The organism is Stutzerimonas sp. 21-1, from assembly GCF_056336065.1.
The window spans coordinates 605,482-624,870 of the sequence record NZ_CM150500.1; the positions used below are offsets into that span (position 1 = coordinate 605,482).

The following is a 19,389-nucleotide window of genomic DNA, read 5'->3' on the forward strand; positions in this document are numbered from 1 at the left end:
GCCTACGCGGCACCGGCGAGAGCCGGCTGCCGCAGGTCCGTGAGGAGGAAAGGCCTTGAAAGACTTGCTGAATCTGTTGAAAAACCAGGGTCAAATCGAAGAGTTCGATGCCATCAAGATTGCCCTGGCATCGCCCGAGATGATCCGTTCCTGGTCCTTCGGTGAAGTGAAGAAGCCGGAGACCATCAACTACCGTACCTTCAAGCCGGAGCGCGATGGCCTGTTCTGCGCCAAGATCTTCGGCCCGGTGAAGGACTACGAGTGCCTGTGCGGCAAGTACAAGCGCCTCAAGCATCGTGGCGTGATCTGCGAGAAGTGCGGCGTGGAAGTCGCGCTGGCCAAGGTGCGCCGCGAGCGCATGGCGCACATCGAACTGGCCTCGCCGGTTGCCCACATTTGGTTCCTGAAGTCGCTGCCGTCCCGTATCGGCCTGCTGCTGGACATGACCCTGCGTGATATCGAGCGCGTGCTCTATTTCGAGAGCTACGTGGTCATCGATCCGGGCATGACCACTCTGGAAAAAGGTCAGCTGCTGAACGACGAACAGTACTTCGAAGCCCTCGAAGAGTTCGGTGACGACTTCGATGCCCGCATGGGCGCTGAAGCCGTGCGCGAGCTGCTGCACGAAATCGACCTGGAGCACGAGATTGGCCGCCTGCGCGAGGAAATCCCGCAGACCAACTCGGAAACCAAGATCAAGAAGCTGTCCAAGCGCCTCAAGCTGATGGAAGCTTTCCATGGCTCGGGCAACCTGCCTGAGTGGATGGTGCTGACCGTGCTGCCGGTACTGCCGCCGGACCTGCGTCCGCTGGTTCCGCTGGATGGTGGCCGTTTCGCGACGTCGGATCTGAACGATCTGTATCGCCGTGTCATCAACCGTAACAACCGCCTCAAGCGCCTGCTCGATCTGTCCGCGCCGGACATCATCGTGCGCAACGAGAAGCGCATGCTGCAGGAAGCGGTCGACGCGCTGCTGGACAACGGCCGTCGCGGTCGTGCCATCACCGGTTCCAACAAGCGCCCGCTGAAATCCCTGGCCGACATGATCAAGGGCAAGCAGGGGCGTTTCCGTCAGAACCTGCTGGGCAAGCGCGTGGATTACTCTGGCCGTTCGGTGATCACTGTCGGTCCGACCCTGCGTCTGCATCAGTGCGGTCTGCCGAAGAAGATGGCGCTAGAGCTGTTCAAGCCGTTCATTTTCGGCAAGCTGGAAATGCGCGGCATGGCGACCACCATCAAGGCCGCCAAGAAGATGGTCGAGCGCGAGCTTCCCGAGGTTTGGGACGTGCTCGCCGAAGTCATCCGCGAACATCCCGTGCTGCTCAACCGTGCGCCGACGCTGCACCGTCTGGGTATCCAGGCGTTCGAACCGGTGCTGATCGAAGGCAAGGCGATCCAGCTGCACCCGCTGGTTTGTGCGGCGTATAACGCCGACTTCGACGGTGACCAGATGGCCGTGCACGTACCGCTGACGCTGGAAGCTCAGTTGGAAGCTCGCGCGCTGATGATGTCGACCAACAACATCCTTTCGCCGGCCAACGGTGAGCCGATCATCGTGCCGTCGCAGGACGTGGTTCTGGGTCTGTACTACATGACCCGCGAAGCCATCAATGCCAAGGGCGAAGGTCGCGTGTTCGCTGACTTGCAGGAAGTCGACCGCGTGTTCCGTGCCGGTGAAGCCTCGCTGCACGCACGGATCAAGGTGCGTATCCACGAGACCGTCAAGGAGCGCGATGGCAGCGTTGCCAACAATGTGCGCATCGTCGACACCACCGTGGGCCGTGCACTGCTGTTCCAGATCGTGCCGGCCGGCCTGTCGTTCGACGTGGTCAACCAGCCGATGAAGAAGAAGGCGATCTCCAAGCTGATCAACCTGTGCTATCGCACGGTAGGTCTGAAGGACACCGTTATCTTTGCCGACCAGCTGATGTACACCGGTTTCGCCTACTCGACGATTTCCGGCGTTTCCATTGGCGTGAACGACTTCGTCATCCCGGACGAGAAGGCGCGCATCATCGATGCCGCTACCGAGGAAGTGAAGGAGATCGAGAGCCAGTACGCCTCCGGCCTGGTAACCCAGGGCGAGAAGTACAACAAGGTGATCGACCTCTGGTCCAAGGCCAACGACGAAGTGTCCAAGGCGATGATGGCCAACCTCTCGAAAGAGAAGGTCATTGACCGCGAGGGCAAGGAAGTCGAGCAGGATTCCTTCAACTCGATGTACATGATGGCCGACTCCGGTGCGCGGGGCTCCGCGGCACAGATTCGCCAGCTTGCCGGTATGCGCGGCCTGATGGCCAAGCCGGACGGTTCCATCATCGAGACGCCGATCACCGCGAACTTCCGTGAAGGTCTGAACGTACTGCAGTACTTCATCTCGACCCACGGTGCCCGTAAGGGTCTGGCGGATACTGCACTGAAGACCGCCAACTCCGGTTACCTGACCCGTCGTCTGGTCGACGTCGCGCAGGATCTGGTGGTGACCGAGATCGACTGCGGTACCGAGCAAGGCCTGCACATGACGCCGCACATCGAGGGTGGCGACGTGGTCGAGCCGCTGGGTGAGCGCGTGCTCGGTCGAGTGATCGCACGTGACGTACTCAAGCCGGGTACCGAAGAGATTCTGGTGCCGGCCGGTACCCTGATTGATGAGCAGTGGGTCGATTTCATCGAGCTGAACAGCATCGATGAAGTGATCGTGCGTTCGCCGATCAGCTGTGAGACGCGTTATGGCATCTGCGCCAAGTGCTACGGTCGCGATCTGGCCCGCGGGCATCAGGTCAACATCGGCGAGGCGGTGGGTGTCATCGCCGCGCAGTCCATCGGTGAGCCGGGTACCCAGCTGACCATGCGTACGTTCCACATCGGTGGTGCGGCGAGCCGGACTTCGGCCGTCGACAACGTGCTGGTGAAGAACGGCGGTACTATCCGCCTGCACAACCTGAAGCATGTCGAGCGTACCGACGGTGCACTGGTGGCGGTTTCCCGCTCCGGCGAGCTGGCAGTGGCCGACGACTTCGGTCGCGAGCGCGAGCGCTACAAGCTGCCGTACGGCGCCGTCATCTCCATCAAGGAAGGTGACAAGGTCGATGCGGGCTCGGTAGTCGCCAAGTGGGATCCGCACACCCATCCGATCGTGACCGAAATGAAGGGTATCGTGACCTTCGTCGGCATGGAGGAGAACATCACCATCAAGCGTCAGACCGACGAACTCACCGGTCTGACCAACATTGAGGTGATGGATCCGAAGGACCGTCCGGCCGCTGGCAAGGATATCCGTCCGGCGGTCAAGCTGGTCGACGCGAATGGCAAGGACCTGCTGCTGCCGGGTACCGACGTTCCAGCGCAGTACTTCCTGCCGGCCAACGCCTTGGTCGGTGTGGCCGATGGCGCCGAAGTGAGTGTGGGCGACGTCATTGCACGTATCCCGCAGGAGACTTCCAAGACCCGCGACATCACCGGTGGTCTGCCGCGTGTGGCTGACCTGTTTGAAGCGCGTCGTCCGAAGGAGCCTTCGATCCTCGCGGAAATCAGCGGCACCATCAGCTTCGGCAAGGAGACCAAGGGCAAGCGTCGTCTGGTCATCACGCCGACCGATGGCAGCGATCCTTATGAGGAGTTGATTCCGAAGTGGCGTCACCTCAACGTCTTCGAAGGCGAACAGGTGAACAAGGGTGAGGTGATCTCCGACGGTCCGAGCAACCCGCACGATATCCTGCGCCTGCTGGGCGTCAGCGCGCTGGCCAAGTACATCGTCAACGAGATCCAGGACGTCTACCGCCTGCAGGGTGTGAAGATCAACGACAAGCACATCGAGACCATCCTGCGGCAGATGCTGCGCAAGGTCGAGATCACCGAGTCGGGCGATTCCAGTTTCATCAAGGGTGACCAGATGGAGCTGACTCAGGTGCTGGAAGAGAACGAGCGTCTGAGTGAAGAGGACAAATTCGTCGCCAAGTACGTGCGCGTCCTGCTGGGTATCACCAAGGCCTCGCTGTCGACCGAATCGTTCATCTCCGCAGCCTCCTTCCAGGAGACTACGCGGGTACTGACCGAGGCGGCCGTTACCGGCAAGCGCGATTACCTGCGCGGCCTGAAGGAAAACGTGGTCGTGGGTCGTCTGATCCCGGCCGGTACCGGTCTGGCCTATCACAGCGAGCGCAAGCGCAAGCGTGATGCCGACAAGCCGGTCCGCGTGAGTGCCGATGAGGTCGAAGCGGCGCTGACCGAGGCGCTGAACTCCAGCGGCAACTGAGTGCCAGGCCCCGACGCGAGTCGGGGGCTGCCTTGACGGTGTGCGAGAAGATCTTTAGACTCTCGTACCCCTAATTTGGCGGGGCTTTGCGCCCTGCCATTTTTCGTTTGTGTCGAAAGACAACAGTGGAGCTAGTAGATGGCAACTATCAACCAGCTGGTACGTCAGCCGCGTAAGCGCGTCGTCGAAAAGAGCGACGTCCCTGCGCTGCAAAACTGCCCGCAACGCCGTGGCGTGTGCACCCGTGTGTACACCACCACGCCGAAGAAACCGAACTCCGCACTGCGTAAAGTGTGCCGTGTTCGTCTGACCAATGGCTTCGAAGTCGCCTCGTACATCGGCGGTGAAGGCCATAACCTGCAAGAGCACAGCGTTGTGCTGATCCGTGGCGGTCGCGTCAAGGACCTTCCGGGTGTGCGTTACCACACCGTGCGCGGTTCGCTGGATACCTCGGGTGTCAAAGACCGTAAGCAGGGTCGTTCCAAGTACGGCGCCAAGCGTCCGAAGTAAGCATATTTCTATTTATTTGAGTCGATAAGAGTAAGGTCGGGCGTGCTCTGTCACCGTCCCGAGCTAACCTGAAGACCGTTTTGAGGGCTTATCAATGCCAAGACGTCGTGTAGCGGCCAAGCGCGAGATTCTGGACGATCCGAAGTACGGAAGTCTGATCCTGGCCAAGTTCATGAACCACGTGATGGAGAGCGGCAAAAAAGCTGTTGCCGAGCGTATCGTTTATGGTGCTCTGGACAAGGTCAAAGAGCGCAAGAATGGCGACCCCCTGGAAATCTTCGAAAAAGCACTCGACGCCATCGCTCCGCTGGTCGAAGTGAAGTCCCGCCGCGTAGGTGGTGCGACTTACCAGGTTCCGGTCGAGGTTCGTCCGTCCCGTCGCAACGCGCTGGCCATGCGCTGGCTGGTAGATGCCGCCCGCAAGCGTGGCGAAAAATCCATGGCGCTGCGTCTCGCTGGTGAATTGCTGGATGCGTTCGAAGGCAAAGGCGCTGCCGTGAAGAAGCGTGAAGACGTGCACCGTATGGCTGAGGCTAACAAGGCCTTCTCGCACTACCGCTTCTAATTTCAGCGAAAACAACTTTGCGAGGGCTTTATGGCTCGTACAACACCGATCAATCTCTACCGTAACATCGGTATTTGTGCGCACGTGGATGCGGGTAAAACCACTACCACCGAGCGCGTGCTGTTCTATACCGGTGTCAACCACAAAATGGGTGAGACCCATGACGGCGCCTCCACCACCGATTGGATGGTTCAGGAGCAGGAGCGTGGTATTACCATTACCTCGGCAGCTGTTACTGCGTTTTGGCAGGGCTCAGAGAAGCAGTACAAGAGCCATCGCGTAAACGTTATCGACACCCCCGGTCACGTGGACTTCACCATTGAAGTGGAGCGTTCGCTGCGCGTGCTTGACGGCGCCGTCGTGGTGTTCTGTGGTACTTCCGGTGTGGAGCCGCAGTCCGAAACCGTATGGCGTCAGGCCAACAAGTACGGTGTGCCGCGTATCGTCTACGTGAACAAGATGGACCGCCAGGGCGCAAACTTTATTCGTGTCGTCGAGCAGATCAAGAAGCGTCTGGGGCATACCCCGGTACCGCTGCAGCTGCAGATCGGTTCCGAGGAGAACTTCGTCGGGCAGGTCGACCTGCTCAAGATGAAGGCTATCTACTGGAACGAAGACGACAAGGGCATGACCTTCCGTGAGGAAGAGATCCCTGCGGAGCTGCAGGCTCAGGCTGAGGAATATCGCTCCAACCTGGTTGAGGCGGCTGCCGAAGCCAACGAAGAGCTGATGAACAAGTATCTGGAAGAGGGTGATCTGTCCCTCGAAGAGATCAAGGCTGGTCTGCGTCAGCGCACCATCGCCTGTGAGATCGTTCCGGCTGTTCTGGGTTCCTCGTTCAAGAACAAGGGCGTTCCCCTGGTTCTGGATGCGGTGATCGACTTCCTGCCAGCGCCGACCGACATTCCGCCGATTCAGGGTGTCAACCCGGATGACGAGGAAAAGACCGACGAGCGTGAGGCTTCCGATGATGCTCCGTTCTCGGCGCTTGCATTCAAGATCGCGACTGACCCGTTCGTCGGTACCCTGACGTTTGCTCGGGTGTATTCGGGCGTATTGAGTTCCGGTGACTCCGTCATCAACTCGGTGAAGGGTAAGAAAGAGCGCGTGGGTCGTATGGTGCAGATGCACGCCAACCAGCGCGAAGAGATCAAGGAAGTGCGTGCTGGTGATATCGCGGCGCTGATTGGCATGAAGGACGTCACCACGGGTGACACCCTGTGTGACATCGACAAGCCGATTATCCTCGAGCGTATGGACTTCCCGGAGCCGGTGATTCACGTTGCCGTCGAGCCGAAGACCAAGGCCGACCAGGAAAAGATGGGTGTTGCGCTGGGTCGTCTGGCTCAGGAAGATCCGTCCTTCCGTGTGCGGACTGATGAGGAAACCGGTCAGACCATCATCGGTGGTATGGGTGAATTGCACCTAGACATCATCGTTGACCGTATGCGTCGCGAGTTCAACGTCGAGGCCAACATCGGTAAGCCGCAGGTTGCCTATCGCGAGATGATTCGCAACAAGTGCGAGATCGAAGGCAAGTTCGTTCGTCAGTCCGGCGGTCGTGGCCAGTTCGGTCATTGCTGGATCCGCTTCGAACCCTCCGACGAAGGTCAGGAAGGTCTGGAGTTCAAGAACGAAGTCGTTGGTGGTGTGGTTCCGAAGGAATACATCCCGGCTATCCAGAAGGGCATCGAAGAGCAGATGAAGAACGGTGTTCTCGCCGGCTATCCGCTGCTCGGCCTGAAGGCGACCGTGTTCGATGGTTCCTACCACGATGTCGACTCCAACGAAATGGCGTTCAAGATCGCCGCTTCCATGGCGACCAAGCAGCTCTCTCAGAAGGGTGGCGCGGTACTGCTCGAGCCGATCATGAAGGTCGAGGTAGTGACTCCTGAAGACTACATGGGCGATGTGATGGGTGACCTGAACCGTCGTCGCGGTCTGATCCAGGGTATGGAAGATTCCGTATCGGGCAAGGTTATTCGTGCGGAAGTGCCGCTGGGCGAGATGTTCGGCTATGCAACTGACGTGCGTTCCATGTCCCAGGGGCGCGCGAGCTACTCCATGGAATTCTCCAAGTACTCCGAGGCTCCGTCGAACATCGTCGAAGCTATTGTCAAAAAACAAGGTTGATTCAGCCCTTTAAGTAAGAGGTTTACTGTCGTGGCTAAGGAAAAATTCGAACGTAACAAACCGCACGTCAACGTCGGCACCATTGGTCACGTTGACCATGGCAAGACCACTCTGACTGCTGCGCTGACCCGTGTGTGCTCCGAAGTGTTCGGTTCCGCTCGTGTCGACTTCGACAAGATCGATAGCGCACCGGAAGAGAAGGCTCGCGGTATCACCATCAATACCTCGCACGTGGAGTACGATTCCAACATTCGTCACTACGCCCACGTTGATTGCCCGGGCCACGCCGACTATGTGAAGAACATGATCACCGGTGCTGCCCAGATGGATGGCGCGATCCTGGTTTGCTCTGCTGCTGACGGCCCCATGCCGCAGACCCGCGAGCACATCCTGCTGTCCCGTCAGGTTGGCGTTCCCTACATCGTCGTGTTCCTGAACAAGGCTGACATGGTTGATGACGCCGAGCTGCTGGAGCTGGTGGAAATGGAAGTGCGCGATCTGCTCAGCACTTACGATTTCCCGGGCGACGATACTCCGATCATCATTGGTTCCGCGCTGATGGCCCTGAACGGCCAGGACGACAACGAGATGGGCACCACTGCCGTCAAGAAGCTCGTCGAGACGCTGGATACCTATATCCCTGAGCCGGTTCGTGCCATCGACAAGCCGTTCCTGATGCCGATCGAAGATGTGTTCTCGATCTCTGGTCGCGGCACCGTTGTGACGGGTCGTGTCGAGCGCGGTATCGTCAAGATCCAGGAAGAAATCGAGATCGTCGGTCTGCGTCCGACCACCAAGACTACCTGTACCGGTGTTGAGATGTTCCGCAAGCTGCTTGACGAAGGTCGTGCTGGCGAGAACTGCGGCGTGCTGCTGCGTGGCACCAAGCGTGATGACGTCGAGCGTGGTCAGGTTCTGGCCAAGCCGGGCACCATCAAGCCGCACACCAAATTCGAAGCTGAAGTGTATGTGCTGTCCAAGGAGGAAGGTGGTCGTCATACTCCGTTCTTCAAGGGCTACCGTCCGCAGTTCTACTTTCGTACCACTGACGTGACCGGTTCGTGCGAACTGCCGGAAGGCGTCGAGATGGTGATGCCGGGCGACAACGTGAAAATGGTTGTTACCCTGATCAAGCCGATTGCCATGGAAGAAGGCCTGCGCTTCGCGATTCGCGAAGGTGGTCGTACCGTTGGTGCCGGCGTGGTTGCCAAGATCGTCGAGTAATATGTGACGATGATGAAAAAGGCCCCTTCGGGGGCCTTTTTCTATTATTGATCATTTATTGACACCCTATGGGCGCATCCGTACAATTGCGCCTCCTTTTACCGGGGGTATTGCGCCTGGTAGGGTGGCTACTTGGAGTCTGAGGTCAAAATGCAAAACCAACAAATCCGTATTCGGTTGAAGGCTTTTGACCATCGCCTGATCGATCAATCAACCCAGGAAATCGTGGAAACCGCGAAACGTACTGGTGCTCAGGTGCGTGGTCCGATTCCGCTGCCAACCCGCAAAGAGCGGTTCACTGTGCTGGTTTCTCCGCACGTCAACAAAGACGCGCGCGATCAGTATGAAATTCGAACCCACAAGCGCGTGCTGGACATTGTTCAGCCGACCGACAAGACCGTCGATGCGCTGATGAAGCTCGATCTTGCGGCTGGTGTGGAAGTGCAGATCAGCCTCGGCTAGAACCTGAGAGTTTTAGTCGTGTAACGCTCTGAAATGGGCGGCCATAGCGGGTGAAAGCCCCGTACACTCAAGAGGTTTCAAAATGACTATTGGTGTAGTCGGTCGTAAATGCGGCATGACCCGCGTTTTCACCGAGGATGGTGTCTCTATTCCGGTTACGGTCATCGAGATCGAGCCGAATCGCGTCACTCAGTTCAAGAATGAAGAGAGCGATGGCTATCGTGCAGTGCAGGTCACTGTCGGTGAGCGTCGCGCGTCCCGCGTCACCAAGGCTCAGGCCGGTCACTTCGCGAAGGCGAGCGTGGCGGCTGGGCGTACTGTCCTGGAATTCCGTCTCGAAGACGGCGAATACCAGGCGGGTGACGAGATCAAGGCGGAAATTTTCCAGGCAGGTCAACTGGTGGATGTCACCGGTCAGTCCAAAGGTAAAGGCTTTGCCGGTACCATCAAGCGCTGGAACTTCCGTGGTCAGGACAATACCCACGGTAACTCCGTATCCCACCGCGTCCCGGGCTCTATTGGTCAGTGCCAGACTCCAGGTCGTGTATTCAAGGGCAAGAAGATGTCCGGGCACATGGGCGCCGAGCGCGTAACCGTGCAGTCCCTGGAAATCGTGCGTGTCGACGCCGAGCGTAATCTGCTGTTGGTCAAGGGTGCAGTGCCCGGCGCCACCGGCGGTGACGTGGTTGTGCGTCCGGCTGCCAAGGCTCGCGGTTAAGGGGGAGTTCACATGCAATTGAATGTAAATGGCGCACAGGCCATCGAAGTCTCCGATCGCACCTTTGGTGGTGAGTTCAACGAGACGCTGGTGCACCAGGCTGTCGTCGCCTACATGGCTGGCGGTCGTCAGGGTAGCAAGCAGCAAAAGACCCGCTCCGATGTGTCCGGTGGTGGCAAGCGTCCGTGGCGCCAGAAGGGCACCGGTCGCGCGCGCGCCGGTACCACTCGTGGTCCGATCTGGCGTGGCGGTGGCGTGACGTTCGCTGCTCGTCCGCAAAACCACGATCAGAAGCTGAACAAGAAGATGTACCGCGCGGCTCTGCGCTCCATCCTTGCTGAGCTCGTTCGTTCCGACCGTCTGGTCGTTGTCGAGGATTTCGCTGTCGACGCGCCGAAGACCAAAGTGCTTGCCAGCAAGCTCAATGGCATGGGTCTGAATGATGTGCTGATCGTTTCCGAAGCTGTCGATCAGAACCTGTACCTGGCTGCGCGCAATCTGCCGCACGTCGACGTGCGCGATGTTCAGGGTTCGGATCCGGTCAGCCTGATCGCCTATGACAAGGTGCTGATCACCGTGTCGGCCGTGAAGAAATTCGAGGAGCTGCTGGGATGAACCAGGAACGCGTATTCAAAGTCCTGCTTGGTCCGCACGTCTCCGAGAAGGCAACCGTGCTGGCCGACAGCAAGAGCCAATTTGTTTTCAAGGTTGCTACCGATGCAACCAAGCTGGAAATCAAGAAGGCCGTCGAAAGCCTGTTCAACGTGAAGGTCGCTACCGTCAACACCCTGAATGTGCAGGGCAAGACCAAGCGTACCGCTCGCGGTCTGGGCAAGCGCAACGACTGGAAGAAGGCGTACATCGCGCTTCAGCCGGGCCAGGATCTCGATTTCTCCGGCAGTGCTGAGTAAGGAAGGGGTGCATCATGGCAATCGTTAAATGCAAACCGACTTCCGCGGGCCGCCGCTTTGTGGTCAAGGTGGTGGGTCAGGAGCTGCACAAAGGCGCTCCTTATGCTCCGCTGCTCGAGAAGAAGTCGAAGTCCGGTGGCCGTAACAACAACGGCCGCATCACCACTCGCCACATCGGCGGTGGTCACAAGCAGCATTACCGTCTGGTCGATTTTCGTCGCAACAAGGATGGCATTCCTGCCATCGTCGAGCGCGTTGAGTACGATCCGAACCGTACTGCGCATATCGCGCTGCTGAAGTACGCAGACGGCGAGCGTCGCTACATCATCGCTCCGAAGGGTGTGAGTGCTGGCGATCAACTGCTGTCGGGTGTGAATGCACCGATCAAGGCTGGTAACAGCCTGCCGCTGCGCAACATTCCGCTGGGTTCCACCGTTCACGGTGTTGAGCTGAAGCCGGGCAAGGGTGCCCAGATTGCACGTTCGGCTGGTGCTTCGGCTCAGCTGGTGGCGCGCGAAGGTGCCTATGTGACCCTGCGTCTGCGCTCCGGCGAGATGCGCAAGGTGCTGGCCGAGTGCCGTGCGACCCTGGGTGAAGTCTCGAACTCCGAGCACAGCCTGCGTTCGCTGGGCAAGGCCGGAGCCAAGCGCTGGAAGGGCATCCGTCCGACCGTGCGCGGCGTGGCCATGAACCCGGTCGATCACCCGCATGGTGGTGGTGAAGGTCGTACCTCCGGTGGTCGTCATCCGGTGTCGCCGTGGGGCTTCCCGACCAAGGGCGCGAAGACCCGCTCTAACAAGCGCACCGATAACATGATCGTCCGTCGTCGCAAGTAACTAGAGGGATACGACAGTGCCGCGTTCTCTGAAAAAAGGTCCTTTTATCGATCTTCACCTACTGAAGAAGGTCGAAGCGGCGGTGGAAAAGAATGATCGCAAGCCGGTGAAAACCTGGTCGCGTCGTTCGATGATCCTGCCGCAAATGGTCGGTTTGACCATCGCTGTGCATAACGGTCGCCAGCATGTCCCGGTCCTCGTGAACGAAGACATGGTCGGCCACAAACTGGGCGAATTTGCCGGCACCCGTACCTATCGTGGTCACGTGGCCGACAAAAAAGGCAAGCGTTAAGGGGTTTGGAAATGGAAGTAGCCGCTAAGTTGTCGGGCGCTCGCATCTCCGCCCAGAAAGCTCGCCTGGTCGCCGACCAGATCCGCGGGAAGAAGGTGGGCGAAGCGCTCAACCTGCTGGCTTTCAGCAGCAAGAAAGCCGCCGAGATCATGAAGAAGGTGCTGGAGTCGGCCGTTGCCAACGCCGAGCACAACGAAGGCGCTGACGTAGATGACCTGAAGGTCTCTACCGTCTTCGTCAACGAAGGGCGTTCGCTTAAGCGCATCATGCCGCGTGCCAAGGGCCGCGCTGATCGCATCGTCAAGCGGTCTTGCCATATCACTGTCAAGGTTGCGGACAAGTAACGGAGTCGATCAGATGGGTCAGAAAGTACATCCCACTGGCATTCGCCTGGGAATCGTCAAGGAGCACACCTCCGTCTGGTACGCAGACGGCCGTACGTATGCAGACTATCTGCTTGCAGATCTGAACGTGCGCGAGTACCTCCAAGACAAACTAAAAAGCGCGTCCGTAAGCCGTATCGATATTCATCGTCCGGCACAAACCGCACGCATCACCATCCACACCGCTCGTCCCGGCATCGTGATCGGCAAGAAGGGTGAGGATGTTGAGAAGCTGCGTCAGGACCTGACCAAGCAAATGGGTGTGCCGGTGCACATCAATATCGAAGAGATCCGCAAGCCGGAGCTCGACGCAATGCTGGTTGCACAGAGCGTAGCTCAGCAGCTGGAGCGTCGCGTGATGTTCCGTCGCGCCATGAAGCGCGCTGTACAGAACGCCATGCGCATTGGTGCCAAGGGCATCAAGATCCAGGTCAGTGGTCGTCTGGGTGGGGCTGAAATTGCCCGTACCGAGTGGTATCGCGAAGGTCGTGTGCCGCTGCACACCCTGCGTGCCGATATCGATTACAACACTTACGAAGCGCACACCACCTACGGTGTGATCGGCGTCAAGGTATGGATCTTCAAGGGTGAGGTCATCGGTGGCCGCCATGAAGAGCTCAAGCCGCAAGCGCCCGCGCCTCGTAAAAAAGCTGCTAAGTAAGGGGTACGCCAAATGTTGCAACCCAAGCGTACAAAATTCCGCAAGCAGATGACTGGCCACAACCGTGGTCTGGCTCAGCGCGGTAGTAAGGTCAGCTTCGGCGAGTTCGCACTGAAGTCTGTTTCCCGTGGTCGTCTGACCGCGCGCCAGATCGAAGCAGCGCGTCGCGCGCTGACTCGTCACGTGAAGCGTGGCGGCAAGATCTGGATCCGCGTGTTCCCCGATAAGCCGGTTACCAAGAAGCCCCTCGAAGTTCGTATGGGTAAAGGTAAGGGCAGCGTCGAGTACTGGGTAGCCCAGATTCAGCCGGGCAAGGTGCTCTACGAGATCGAGGGTGTTTCCGAAGAGCTGGCGCGTGAGGCTTTCGCCCTGGCTGCTGCAAAGCTGCCTCTCGCCACCTCCTTTGTTAAGCGGACGGTGATGTGATGAAAGCGAATGAACTTCGTGAAAAATCCGCTCAGCAGCTGAACGAGCAACTGCTCGAGCTGCTGCGCGACCAGTTCAATCTGCGCATGCAGAAGGCAACTGGCCAGTTGGGGCAGTCTCACCTGCTCTCGCAAGTCAAGCGCGATATCGCTCGCGTCAAGACTGTGCTCAACCAGCAGGCAGGTAAGTGATCATGGCTGAAGTTGAAAAGACTGTCCGCACGCTGACTGGCCGCGTCGTCAGCGACAAGATGGACAAAACCATCACCGTTCTGATCGAGCGTCGCGTAAAGCACCCGATCTACGGCAAATACGTTAAGCGTTCGACCAAGCTGCACGCTCACGACGAAACCAACCAGTGCCGTATCGGCGACAAGGTCACCATCCGCGAGACTCGTCCGCTGGCCAAGACCAAGACCTGGACACTGGTTGACGTCGTTGAACGCGCCGTCGAAGTCTAAGGGCTAGGGGTCGGAGAAATTATATGATTCAGACTCAATCGATGCTCGATGTGGCGGATAACAGTGGCGCGCGCCGCGTCATGTGTATCAAGGTGCTCGGCGGTTCTCACCGCCGTTACGCCGGCATCGGCGACATTATCAAGGTCACCGTCAAGGAAGCGATTCCGCGTGGCAAGGTCAAGAAAGGCCAGGTGATGACTGCTGTTGTAGTCCGCACCCGTCACGGCGTTCGTCGTCCCGATGGTTCCATTATCCGTTTCGATGGCAATGCTGCTGTTCTGCTGAACAACAAGCAGGAGCCGATCGGCACCCGCATCTTTGGGCCAGTGACCCGTGAACTCCGTTCCGAGAAGTTCATGAAGATCGTCTCGCTCGCCCCAGAAGTGCTGTAAGGAGTAGCCGCATGCAAAAGATTCGTCGCGACGACGAGATCGTCGTCATTGCCGGCAAGGACAAAGGCAAGCGCGGTAAGGTGCTCAAGGTTCTCGCTGACGGCCGCGTGCTCGTTGGTGGGGTCAACCTGGTCAAGCGTCATACCAAGCCGAACCCGATGTCTGGCGTTCAGGGCGGTATCGTCGAGAAAGAGGCGCCTCTGCACGTCTCCAACGTCGCCATCTTCAATGGTGAAACCAACAAGGCAGACCGCGTTGGCTTCAAGATTGAAGACGGCAAGAAAATTCGTGTCTTCAAGTCCACCCAAAAGCCGGTTGGCGCTTGAGAATCATAGGTAAAACACCATGGCACGACTGAAAGAGATTTACCGGAAAGAAATCGCGCCGAAGCTGAAGGAAGAACTTCAGCTGGCGAACGTGATGGAAGTTCCGCGCATTACCAAAATCACCCTCAATATGGGTATTGGCGAAGCGATCGGTGACAAGAAGATCATCGATAACGCGGTTGCCGATCTGGAAAAGATCACCGGCCAGAAGGTCGTCGTGACTCACGCTCGCAAGTCCATCGCTGGCTTCAAGGTCCGTGAGGGCTGGCCGATCGGCGTCAAGGTGACTCTGCGTCGCGAGCGCATGTACGAATTCCTGGATCGTCTGCTTTCCATCTCCCTGCCGCGCGTGCGTGACTTCCGCGGCCTGAATGCCAAGTCCTTCGACGGCCGTGGCAACTACAGCATGGGCGTGAAAGAGCAGATCATTTTCCCGGAAATCGATTACGACAAGATCGATGCTCTGCGTGGCTTGGACATCACCCTGACCACCACTGCCCGGACGGACGATGAAGGTCGTGCACTGCTGCGCGCCTTCAACTTCCCGTTCCGCAACTGATTGGAGTAGGACATGGCTAAACAAAGCATGAAGAACCGCGAGCTGAAGCGTCAGCAGACGGTTGCCAAGTACGCGCAGAAGCGTGCGGCGCTGAAGGCTATCATCGTCAGCCCGAACTCCACTCCGGAGCAGCGTTGGGAAGCCCAGGTCGCCCTGCAGAAGCAGCCGCGTGACGCCAGTGCCTCGCGCCTGCGCAACCGCTGCCGTCTGACCGGTCGTCCGCATGGTGTCTACCGTAAGTTCGGTTTGGCGCGCAACATGCTGCGCCAGGCTGCAATGCGCGGCGATGTGCCGGGTCTGGTCAAGGCCAGCTGGTAAAAGCACTCAGGACCTTCGGGTCCTGTTTGTTTTCTGATCAAGCCCCGATTGGGGCTTGATTCGTTTCCGGCAACTCTCTAGAATGTCCGGCTCGCCTGAGCCTTGCATTTTTGTAGGGTTTCGATCGTTGGCGACACGAGCCGTTGAAGGCTTATTTTTTTGTATTAGGAGCTAAGAGCCCATGAGTATGCAGGACCCGTTAGCGGACATGCTAACTCGTATCCGTAATGCCCAGATGGCCGAAAAGTCCGTCGTAAGCATGCCGTCTTCCACGCTGAAGGTGGCTGTAGCCAATGTTCTTCAGGGCGAAGGCTATATCGCGGGATACCAGGTCAGCAGCGACGCCAAGCCGCAGCTGTCCATCGAGCTGAAGTACTTCGAAGGCCGTCCGGTCATCGAGGAACTCAAGCGCGTAAGTCGTCCTGGCCTGCGCCAGTACAAGTCCGTCGATCAGTTGCCGAAAGTGCGCGGCGGTCTGGGCGTGTCGATCGTCTCCACCAACAAGGGTGTGATGACTGATCGTGCTGCTCGCGCTGCCGGTGTTGGCGGCGAAGTGCTTTGCACTGTGTTCTAAGGGGGGATAAGCATGTCTCGCGTTGCTAAGAACCCCGTCAAGCTGCCCGCTGGCGTCGAGGTAAAGATGGCCGGTCAGCAGCTTTCGGTGAAGGGTGCCAAGGGCGCTCTCGATCTGAATGTGCACCCGTCCGTGGAAGTAATTCAGGAGGCCGGTGAGCTGCGTTTTGCTGCACGCAATGGCGATCAGCAGAATCGCGCCATGGCTGGTACTACTCGGGCGCTGGTCAACAATATGGTTATCGGCGTCAGCCAAGGCTTCGAGCGCAAGCTCCAGCTGGTCGGCGTTGGTTACAAGGCGCAAGCCAAAGGCCAAGTGCTGTCCCTGGCTCTCGGCTTCTCGCACCCGGTGGAGTATGAGCTGCCGCAAGGCGTCACCGCTGAAACCCCCAGCCAGACCGACATCCTGATCAAGGGCGTTGACAAGCAGCTGGTCGGTCAGGTGGCCGCTGAAATCCGTGATTTCCGCCGTCCTGAGCCTTACAAAGGCAAGGGCGTGCGTTATTCGGATGAAGTGGTCCGTCGCAAAGAAGCTAAGAAGAAGTAGGGCATAGCAAATGAGCGTAAAGAAAGAAACTCGTCTGCGTCGCGCTCGCAAGGCACGCCTGAAGATGCGCGAGCTGGAGGTCGTACGCCTGTGTGTGTACCGCTCTTCCCAGCACATCTACGCCCAGGTCCTTTCGGCCGACGGCGGCAAGGTCCTGGCCAGCGCCTCGACTCTGGACAAAGAACTGCGCGATGGGGCCACCGGCAACGTCGACGCTGCCAAGAAAGTCGGTCAGCTGGTCGCTGAGCGCGCGAAAGCCGCAGGCGTCACTCAGGTGGCGTTCGACCGTTCTGGCTTCAAGTACCACGGTCGTGTGAAGGCACTGGCTGATGCTGCTCGTGAAGGCGGGCTGGAGTTCTAAGTTATGGCAAATAACGAGCAAAAGCGCGACGAAGGCTACATCGAGAAGCTGGTTCAGGTTAACCGCGTCGCAAAAACCGTAAAGGGTGGCCGCATCTTTACCTTCACCGCGCTGACTGTGGTGGGTGACGGTAAGGGTCGTGTTGGCTTCGGTCGTGGGAAGTCCCGTGAAGTGCCGGCAGCCATCCAGAAGGCCATGGAAGCGGCCCGCCGCAACATGATCCAGGTGGACCTGAACGGCACCACGCTGCAGTACCCGACCAAGGCCGCCCACGGCGCTTCCAAGGTTTACATGCAGCCTGCGTCCGAAGGTACCGGTGTTATCGCCGGTGGTGCCATGCGCGCCATCCTGGAAGTTGCTGGCGTGCAAAACGTTCTGGCCAAGTGCTATGGCTCGACCAACCCAGTGAACGTGGTGCATGCCACCTTCAAGGGGCTGAAGGCCATGCAGTCGCCGGAATCGGTTGCTGCCAAGCGGGGCAAGAGCGTCGAGGAGATTCTCTAACCATGGCTAATGCTACTGTCAAAGTCACGCTGGTAAAAAGCGTGAATGGCCGTCTGGCTAATCACAAGGCTTGCGTCAAGGGTCTCGGCCTGCGTCGTATCGGTCACACCGTCGAAGTTCAGGATACTCCTGAGAATCGCGGCATGATCAACAAGGCCTATTACCTTCTCCGTGTGGAGGGTTGATTCATGCAACTGAACGATCTGCGTTCCGCGCCGGGTGCCCGTCGCGAGAAGCTGCGTCCGGGCCGTGGTATCGGCAGCGGTCTCGGCAAGACCGGTGGTCGTGGCCACAAGGGTCAGACTTCCCGCTCCGGCGGTACCATTGCTCCGGGTTTCGAGGGTGGCCAGCAGCCGCTGCATCGTCGCCTGCCGAAGTTCGGCTTCGTTTCCCTGAAGGCCATGGACCGCGCTGAAGTGCGTACGTCCGAGCTGGCCAAGGTGGAAGGGGATGTCGTCTCCGTACAGAGCCTGAAGGATGCCAACATCATCAACCAGAACGTACAGCGGGTGAAAGTCATGCTGTCCGGTGAGGTTGGTCGTGCGGTCACTCTCAAGGGCATCGCAGCCACCAAGGGTGCGCGTGCGGCTATCGAAGCAGCTGGCGGCAAGTTCGAGGAATAAATGGCTAAGCAAGGTGCTCTCTCCGCGCTGAGTAATGGTGGGCTGTCCGAACTCTGGGCTCGTCTGCGCTTTCTGTTCATGGCGATCGTCGTCTACCGGATTGGCGCACACATCCCGGTGCCTGGGATCAATCCCGACCGGCTGGCCGAGCTGTTTCGTCAGAACGAGGGGACCATCCTTAGTCTGTTCAACATGTTTTCCGGCGGCGCGCTGGAGCGAATGAGCATCTTTGCGCTGGGGATCATGCCGTACATTTCGGCGTCGATCATCATGCAGCTCATGACCGCAGTCAGTCCGCAGCTGGAGCAGTTGAAGAAAGAGGGCGAGGCCGGGCGCCGCAAGATCAGCCAGTACACGCGTTACGGTACGCTGGTGCTGGCGATCGTGCAGGCTGTCGGCATGTCGGTGGGGTTGGCTGGCCAGGGCGTTGCCTTTAGTAGCGACTTCGGCTTTTACTTCGTGGCCATCACCACCTTCGTGGCAGGTGCAATGTTCATGATGTGGCTTGGCGAGCAGATCACCGAGCGGGGTATTGGCAATGGAATCTCCATGCTGATCTTCGCCGGTATCGTCGCTGGGTTGCCCGGCGCTCTCGGTCAATCCTTCGAGTCGGCGCGTCAGGGTGACATCAATATCATCGCCTTGCTTGCTGTCGGCTTGCTGGCTGTTGCAATCATCGGTTTCGTGGTGTTCATCGAGCGTGGTCAGCGGCGTATTGCCGTTCATTACGCCAAGCGTCAGCAGGGCCGCAAGGTGTTTGCTGCGCAGACCAGTCACCTGCCGTTGAAGGTGAACATGGCGGGGGTCATCCCGGCTATCTTTGCCAGCAGCATTCTGCTGTTCCCCGCTTCGCTGGGGCAGTGGTTCGGTCAGTCCGAGAGCATGAGTTGGCTGGCGGATTTGTCCCAGGCTATCGCTCCCGGTCAACCTCTGAATATCTTGCTGTTCAGTGCCGGTATCATCTTCTTCTGCTTCTTCTACACGGCCTTGATGTTCAATCCCAAGGACGTTGCCGAGAATCTGAAGAAATCCGGTGCGTTTATCCCGGGTATTCGGCCTGGTGAGCAGTCGGCGCGCTATATCGATGGCGTTCTGACTCGTCTGACCATGTTCGGCGCTCTGTACATGACGGCGGTCTGTCTGCTTCCGCAGTTCCTTGTGGTTGCGGCAAATGTTCCGTTCTACCTTGGTGGGACTTCGTTGCTGATCGTGGTGGTGGTTGTCATGGACTTCATGTCCCAAGTGCAGTCCCACCTCATGTCGCACCAGTACGATTCCCTGATGAAGAAAGCCAACCTGAAGAGCTACGGCAGCGGCATGCTTCGCTGAGTGGCTCGTAAGGTTCGAGGA

At 58.6% G+C, this 19,389-nt stretch carries 27 protein-coding genes; all 27 read left to right on the top strand.

Annotation, left to right across the window (positions count from 1 at the left end):
• Positions 1–55 precede the first annotated feature (55 nt).
• Positions 56–4,255, top strand: a complete 4,200-nt coding sequence (gene rpoC / locus AC0ZJQ_RS02810; RefSeq protein WP_008567604.1) for a DNA-directed RNA polymerase subunit beta' — start codon at positions 56–58, stop codon at positions 4,253–4,255.
• A gap of 138 nt (positions 4,256–4,393) precedes the next feature.
• Entirely contained in the window at positions 4,394–4,765 is a 372-nt protein-coding gene (gene rpsL, locus AC0ZJQ_RS02815) for a 30S ribosomal protein S12 (RefSeq protein WP_003291416.1), read from the top strand.
• Positions 4,766–4,859: 94 nt separating this feature from the next.
• Entirely contained in the window at positions 4,860–5,330 is a 471-nt protein-coding gene (gene rpsG, locus AC0ZJQ_RS02820) for a 30S ribosomal protein S7 (protein WP_003291415.1), read from the top strand.
• Positions 5,331–5,360: 30 nt separating this feature from the next.
• A complete protein-coding gene (gene fusA / locus AC0ZJQ_RS02825) occupies positions 5,361–7,463 on the top strand; it encodes an elongation factor G (protein ID WP_102829655.1) in 2,103 nt (700 codons plus the stop codon).
• A 30-nt stretch (positions 7,464–7,493) separates the two neighbouring features.
• On the top strand, positions 7,494–8,687 hold the full coding sequence (gene tuf / locus AC0ZJQ_RS02830) for an elongation factor Tu (RefSeq protein ID WP_165594100.1): 1,194 nt from the start codon (positions 7,494–7,496) through the stop codon (positions 8,685–8,687).
• Between the two features lie 150 nt (positions 8,688–8,837).
• Positions 8,838–9,149 carry a 30S ribosomal protein S10 gene (gene rpsJ / locus AC0ZJQ_RS02835; protein WP_003186070.1) on the top strand — a complete coding sequence of 104 codons (312 nt, stop codon included), beginning with the start codon at positions 8,838–8,840 and terminating at the stop codon, positions 9,147–9,149.
• 82 nt (positions 9,150–9,231) lie between these two features.
• A complete protein-coding gene (gene rplC / locus AC0ZJQ_RS02840; protein WP_008570604.1) occupies positions 9,232–9,867 on the top strand; it encodes a 50S ribosomal protein L3 in 636 nt (211 codons plus the stop codon).
• A gap of 12 nt (positions 9,868–9,879) precedes the next feature.
• Complete coding sequence (rplD, locus tag AC0ZJQ_RS02845) at positions 9,880–10,482, top strand: 50S ribosomal protein L4 (RefSeq protein WP_003289213.1); 603 nt, start codon at positions 9,880–9,882, stop codon at positions 10,480–10,482.
• Positions 10,479–10,778: a 50S ribosomal protein L23 gene (rplW, locus tag AC0ZJQ_RS02850; RefSeq protein ID WP_003289212.1), complete on the top strand. Its 300-nt coding sequence runs from the start codon at positions 10,479–10,481 to the stop codon at positions 10,776–10,778. Before rplD ends, rplW begins: the two co-directional genes overlap by 4 nt.
• A 14-nt stretch (positions 10,779–10,792) precedes the next feature.
• Positions 10,793–11,614: a 50S ribosomal protein L2 gene (gene rplB, locus AC0ZJQ_RS02855; RefSeq protein WP_003289211.1), complete on the top strand. Its 822-nt coding sequence runs from the start codon at positions 10,793–10,795 to the stop codon at positions 11,612–11,614.
• A gap of 16 nt (positions 11,615–11,630) precedes the next feature.
• Positions 11,631–11,906, top strand: a complete 276-nt coding sequence (gene rpsS, locus AC0ZJQ_RS02860; RefSeq protein WP_003243896.1) for a 30S ribosomal protein S19 — start codon at positions 11,631–11,633, stop codon at positions 11,904–11,906.
• An 11-nt stretch (positions 11,907–11,917) separates the two neighbouring features.
• On the top strand, positions 11,918–12,250 hold the full coding sequence (gene rplV, locus AC0ZJQ_RS02865) for a 50S ribosomal protein L22 (RefSeq protein WP_003103908.1): 333 nt from the start codon (positions 11,918–11,920) through the stop codon (positions 12,248–12,250).
• A 13-nt stretch (positions 12,251–12,263) separates the two neighbouring features.
• Positions 12,264–12,950: a 30S ribosomal protein S3 gene (rpsC, locus tag AC0ZJQ_RS02870; protein ID WP_003289210.1), complete on the top strand. Its 687-nt coding sequence runs from the start codon at positions 12,264–12,266 to the stop codon at positions 12,948–12,950.
• A 12-nt stretch (positions 12,951–12,962) separates the two neighbouring features.
• The gene (gene rplP, locus AC0ZJQ_RS02875) at positions 12,963–13,376 is read left to right on the top strand and encodes a 50S ribosomal protein L16 (RefSeq protein ID WP_003281836.1); all 414 of its coding nucleotides are present in this window, start codon (positions 12,963–12,965) and stop codon (positions 13,374–13,376) included.
• Complete coding sequence (gene rpmC / locus AC0ZJQ_RS02880; protein WP_003289209.1) at positions 13,376–13,567, top strand: 50S ribosomal protein L29; 192 nt, start codon at positions 13,376–13,378, stop codon at positions 13,565–13,567. Before rplP ends, rpmC begins: the two co-directional genes overlap by 1 nt.
• Before the next feature lie 2 nt (positions 13,568–13,569).
• Positions 13,570–13,836: a 30S ribosomal protein S17 gene (gene rpsQ, locus AC0ZJQ_RS02885; RefSeq protein ID WP_008570602.1), complete on the top strand. Its 267-nt coding sequence runs from the start codon at positions 13,570–13,572 to the stop codon at positions 13,834–13,836.
• A gap of 23 nt (positions 13,837–13,859) precedes the next feature.
• On the top strand, positions 13,860–14,228 hold the full coding sequence (rplN, locus tag AC0ZJQ_RS02890; RefSeq protein ID WP_003289207.1) for a 50S ribosomal protein L14: 369 nt from the start codon (positions 13,860–13,862) through the stop codon (positions 14,226–14,228).
• 11 nt (positions 14,229–14,239) lie between these two features.
• A complete protein-coding gene (rplX, locus tag AC0ZJQ_RS02895; protein ID WP_003289206.1) occupies positions 14,240–14,554 on the top strand; it encodes a 50S ribosomal protein L24 in 315 nt (104 codons plus the stop codon).
• A gap of 19 nt (positions 14,555–14,573) precedes the next feature.
• Positions 14,574–15,113, top strand: a complete 540-nt coding sequence (gene rplE, locus AC0ZJQ_RS02900) for a 50S ribosomal protein L5 (protein WP_003289205.1) — start codon at positions 14,574–14,576, stop codon at positions 15,111–15,113.
• Positions 15,114–15,125: 12 nt separating this feature from the next.
• Complete coding sequence (gene rpsN, locus AC0ZJQ_RS02905; protein ID WP_043298100.1) at positions 15,126–15,431, top strand: 30S ribosomal protein S14; 306 nt, start codon at positions 15,126–15,128, stop codon at positions 15,429–15,431.
• A 181-nt stretch (positions 15,432–15,612) separates the two neighbouring features.
• Positions 15,613–16,005, top strand: a complete 393-nt coding sequence (gene rpsH, locus AC0ZJQ_RS02910) for a 30S ribosomal protein S8 (RefSeq protein WP_003289202.1) — start codon at positions 15,613–15,615, stop codon at positions 16,003–16,005.
• Between the two features lie 12 nt (positions 16,006–16,017).
• Entirely contained in the window at positions 16,018–16,551 is a 534-nt protein-coding gene (rplF, locus tag AC0ZJQ_RS02915) for a 50S ribosomal protein L6 (protein ID WP_003289201.1), read from the top strand.
• 10 nt (positions 16,552–16,561) lie between these two features.
• Positions 16,562–16,912 carry a 50S ribosomal protein L18 gene (gene rplR / locus AC0ZJQ_RS02920; RefSeq protein WP_003289198.1) on the top strand — a complete coding sequence of 117 codons (351 nt, stop codon included), beginning with the start codon at positions 16,562–16,564 and terminating at the stop codon, positions 16,910–16,912.
• A 3-nt stretch (positions 16,913–16,915) separates the two neighbouring features.
• The gene (gene rpsE / locus AC0ZJQ_RS02925; RefSeq protein WP_003289196.1) at positions 16,916–17,416 is read left to right on the top strand and encodes a 30S ribosomal protein S5; all 501 of its coding nucleotides are present in this window, start codon (positions 16,916–16,918) and stop codon (positions 17,414–17,416) included.
• Positions 17,417–17,418: 2 nt separating this feature from the next.
• The gene (gene rpmD, locus AC0ZJQ_RS02930; RefSeq protein WP_003289195.1) at positions 17,419–17,601 is read left to right on the top strand and encodes a 50S ribosomal protein L30; all 183 of its coding nucleotides are present in this window, start codon (positions 17,419–17,421) and stop codon (positions 17,599–17,601) included.
• Positions 17,602–17,604: 3 nt separating this feature from the next.
• On the top strand, positions 17,605–18,039 hold the full coding sequence (gene rplO / locus AC0ZJQ_RS02935; RefSeq protein WP_008570598.1) for a 50S ribosomal protein L15: 435 nt from the start codon (positions 17,605–17,607) through the stop codon (positions 18,037–18,039).
• Positions 18,040–19,368 (top strand): preprotein translocase subunit SecY, encoded by a 1,329-nt coding sequence (secY, locus tag AC0ZJQ_RS02940; protein ID WP_213662579.1) that lies wholly within the window; start codon positions 18,040–18,042, stop codon positions 19,366–19,368.
• The last annotated feature ends 21 nt before the right edge of the window (positions 19,369–19,389 follow it).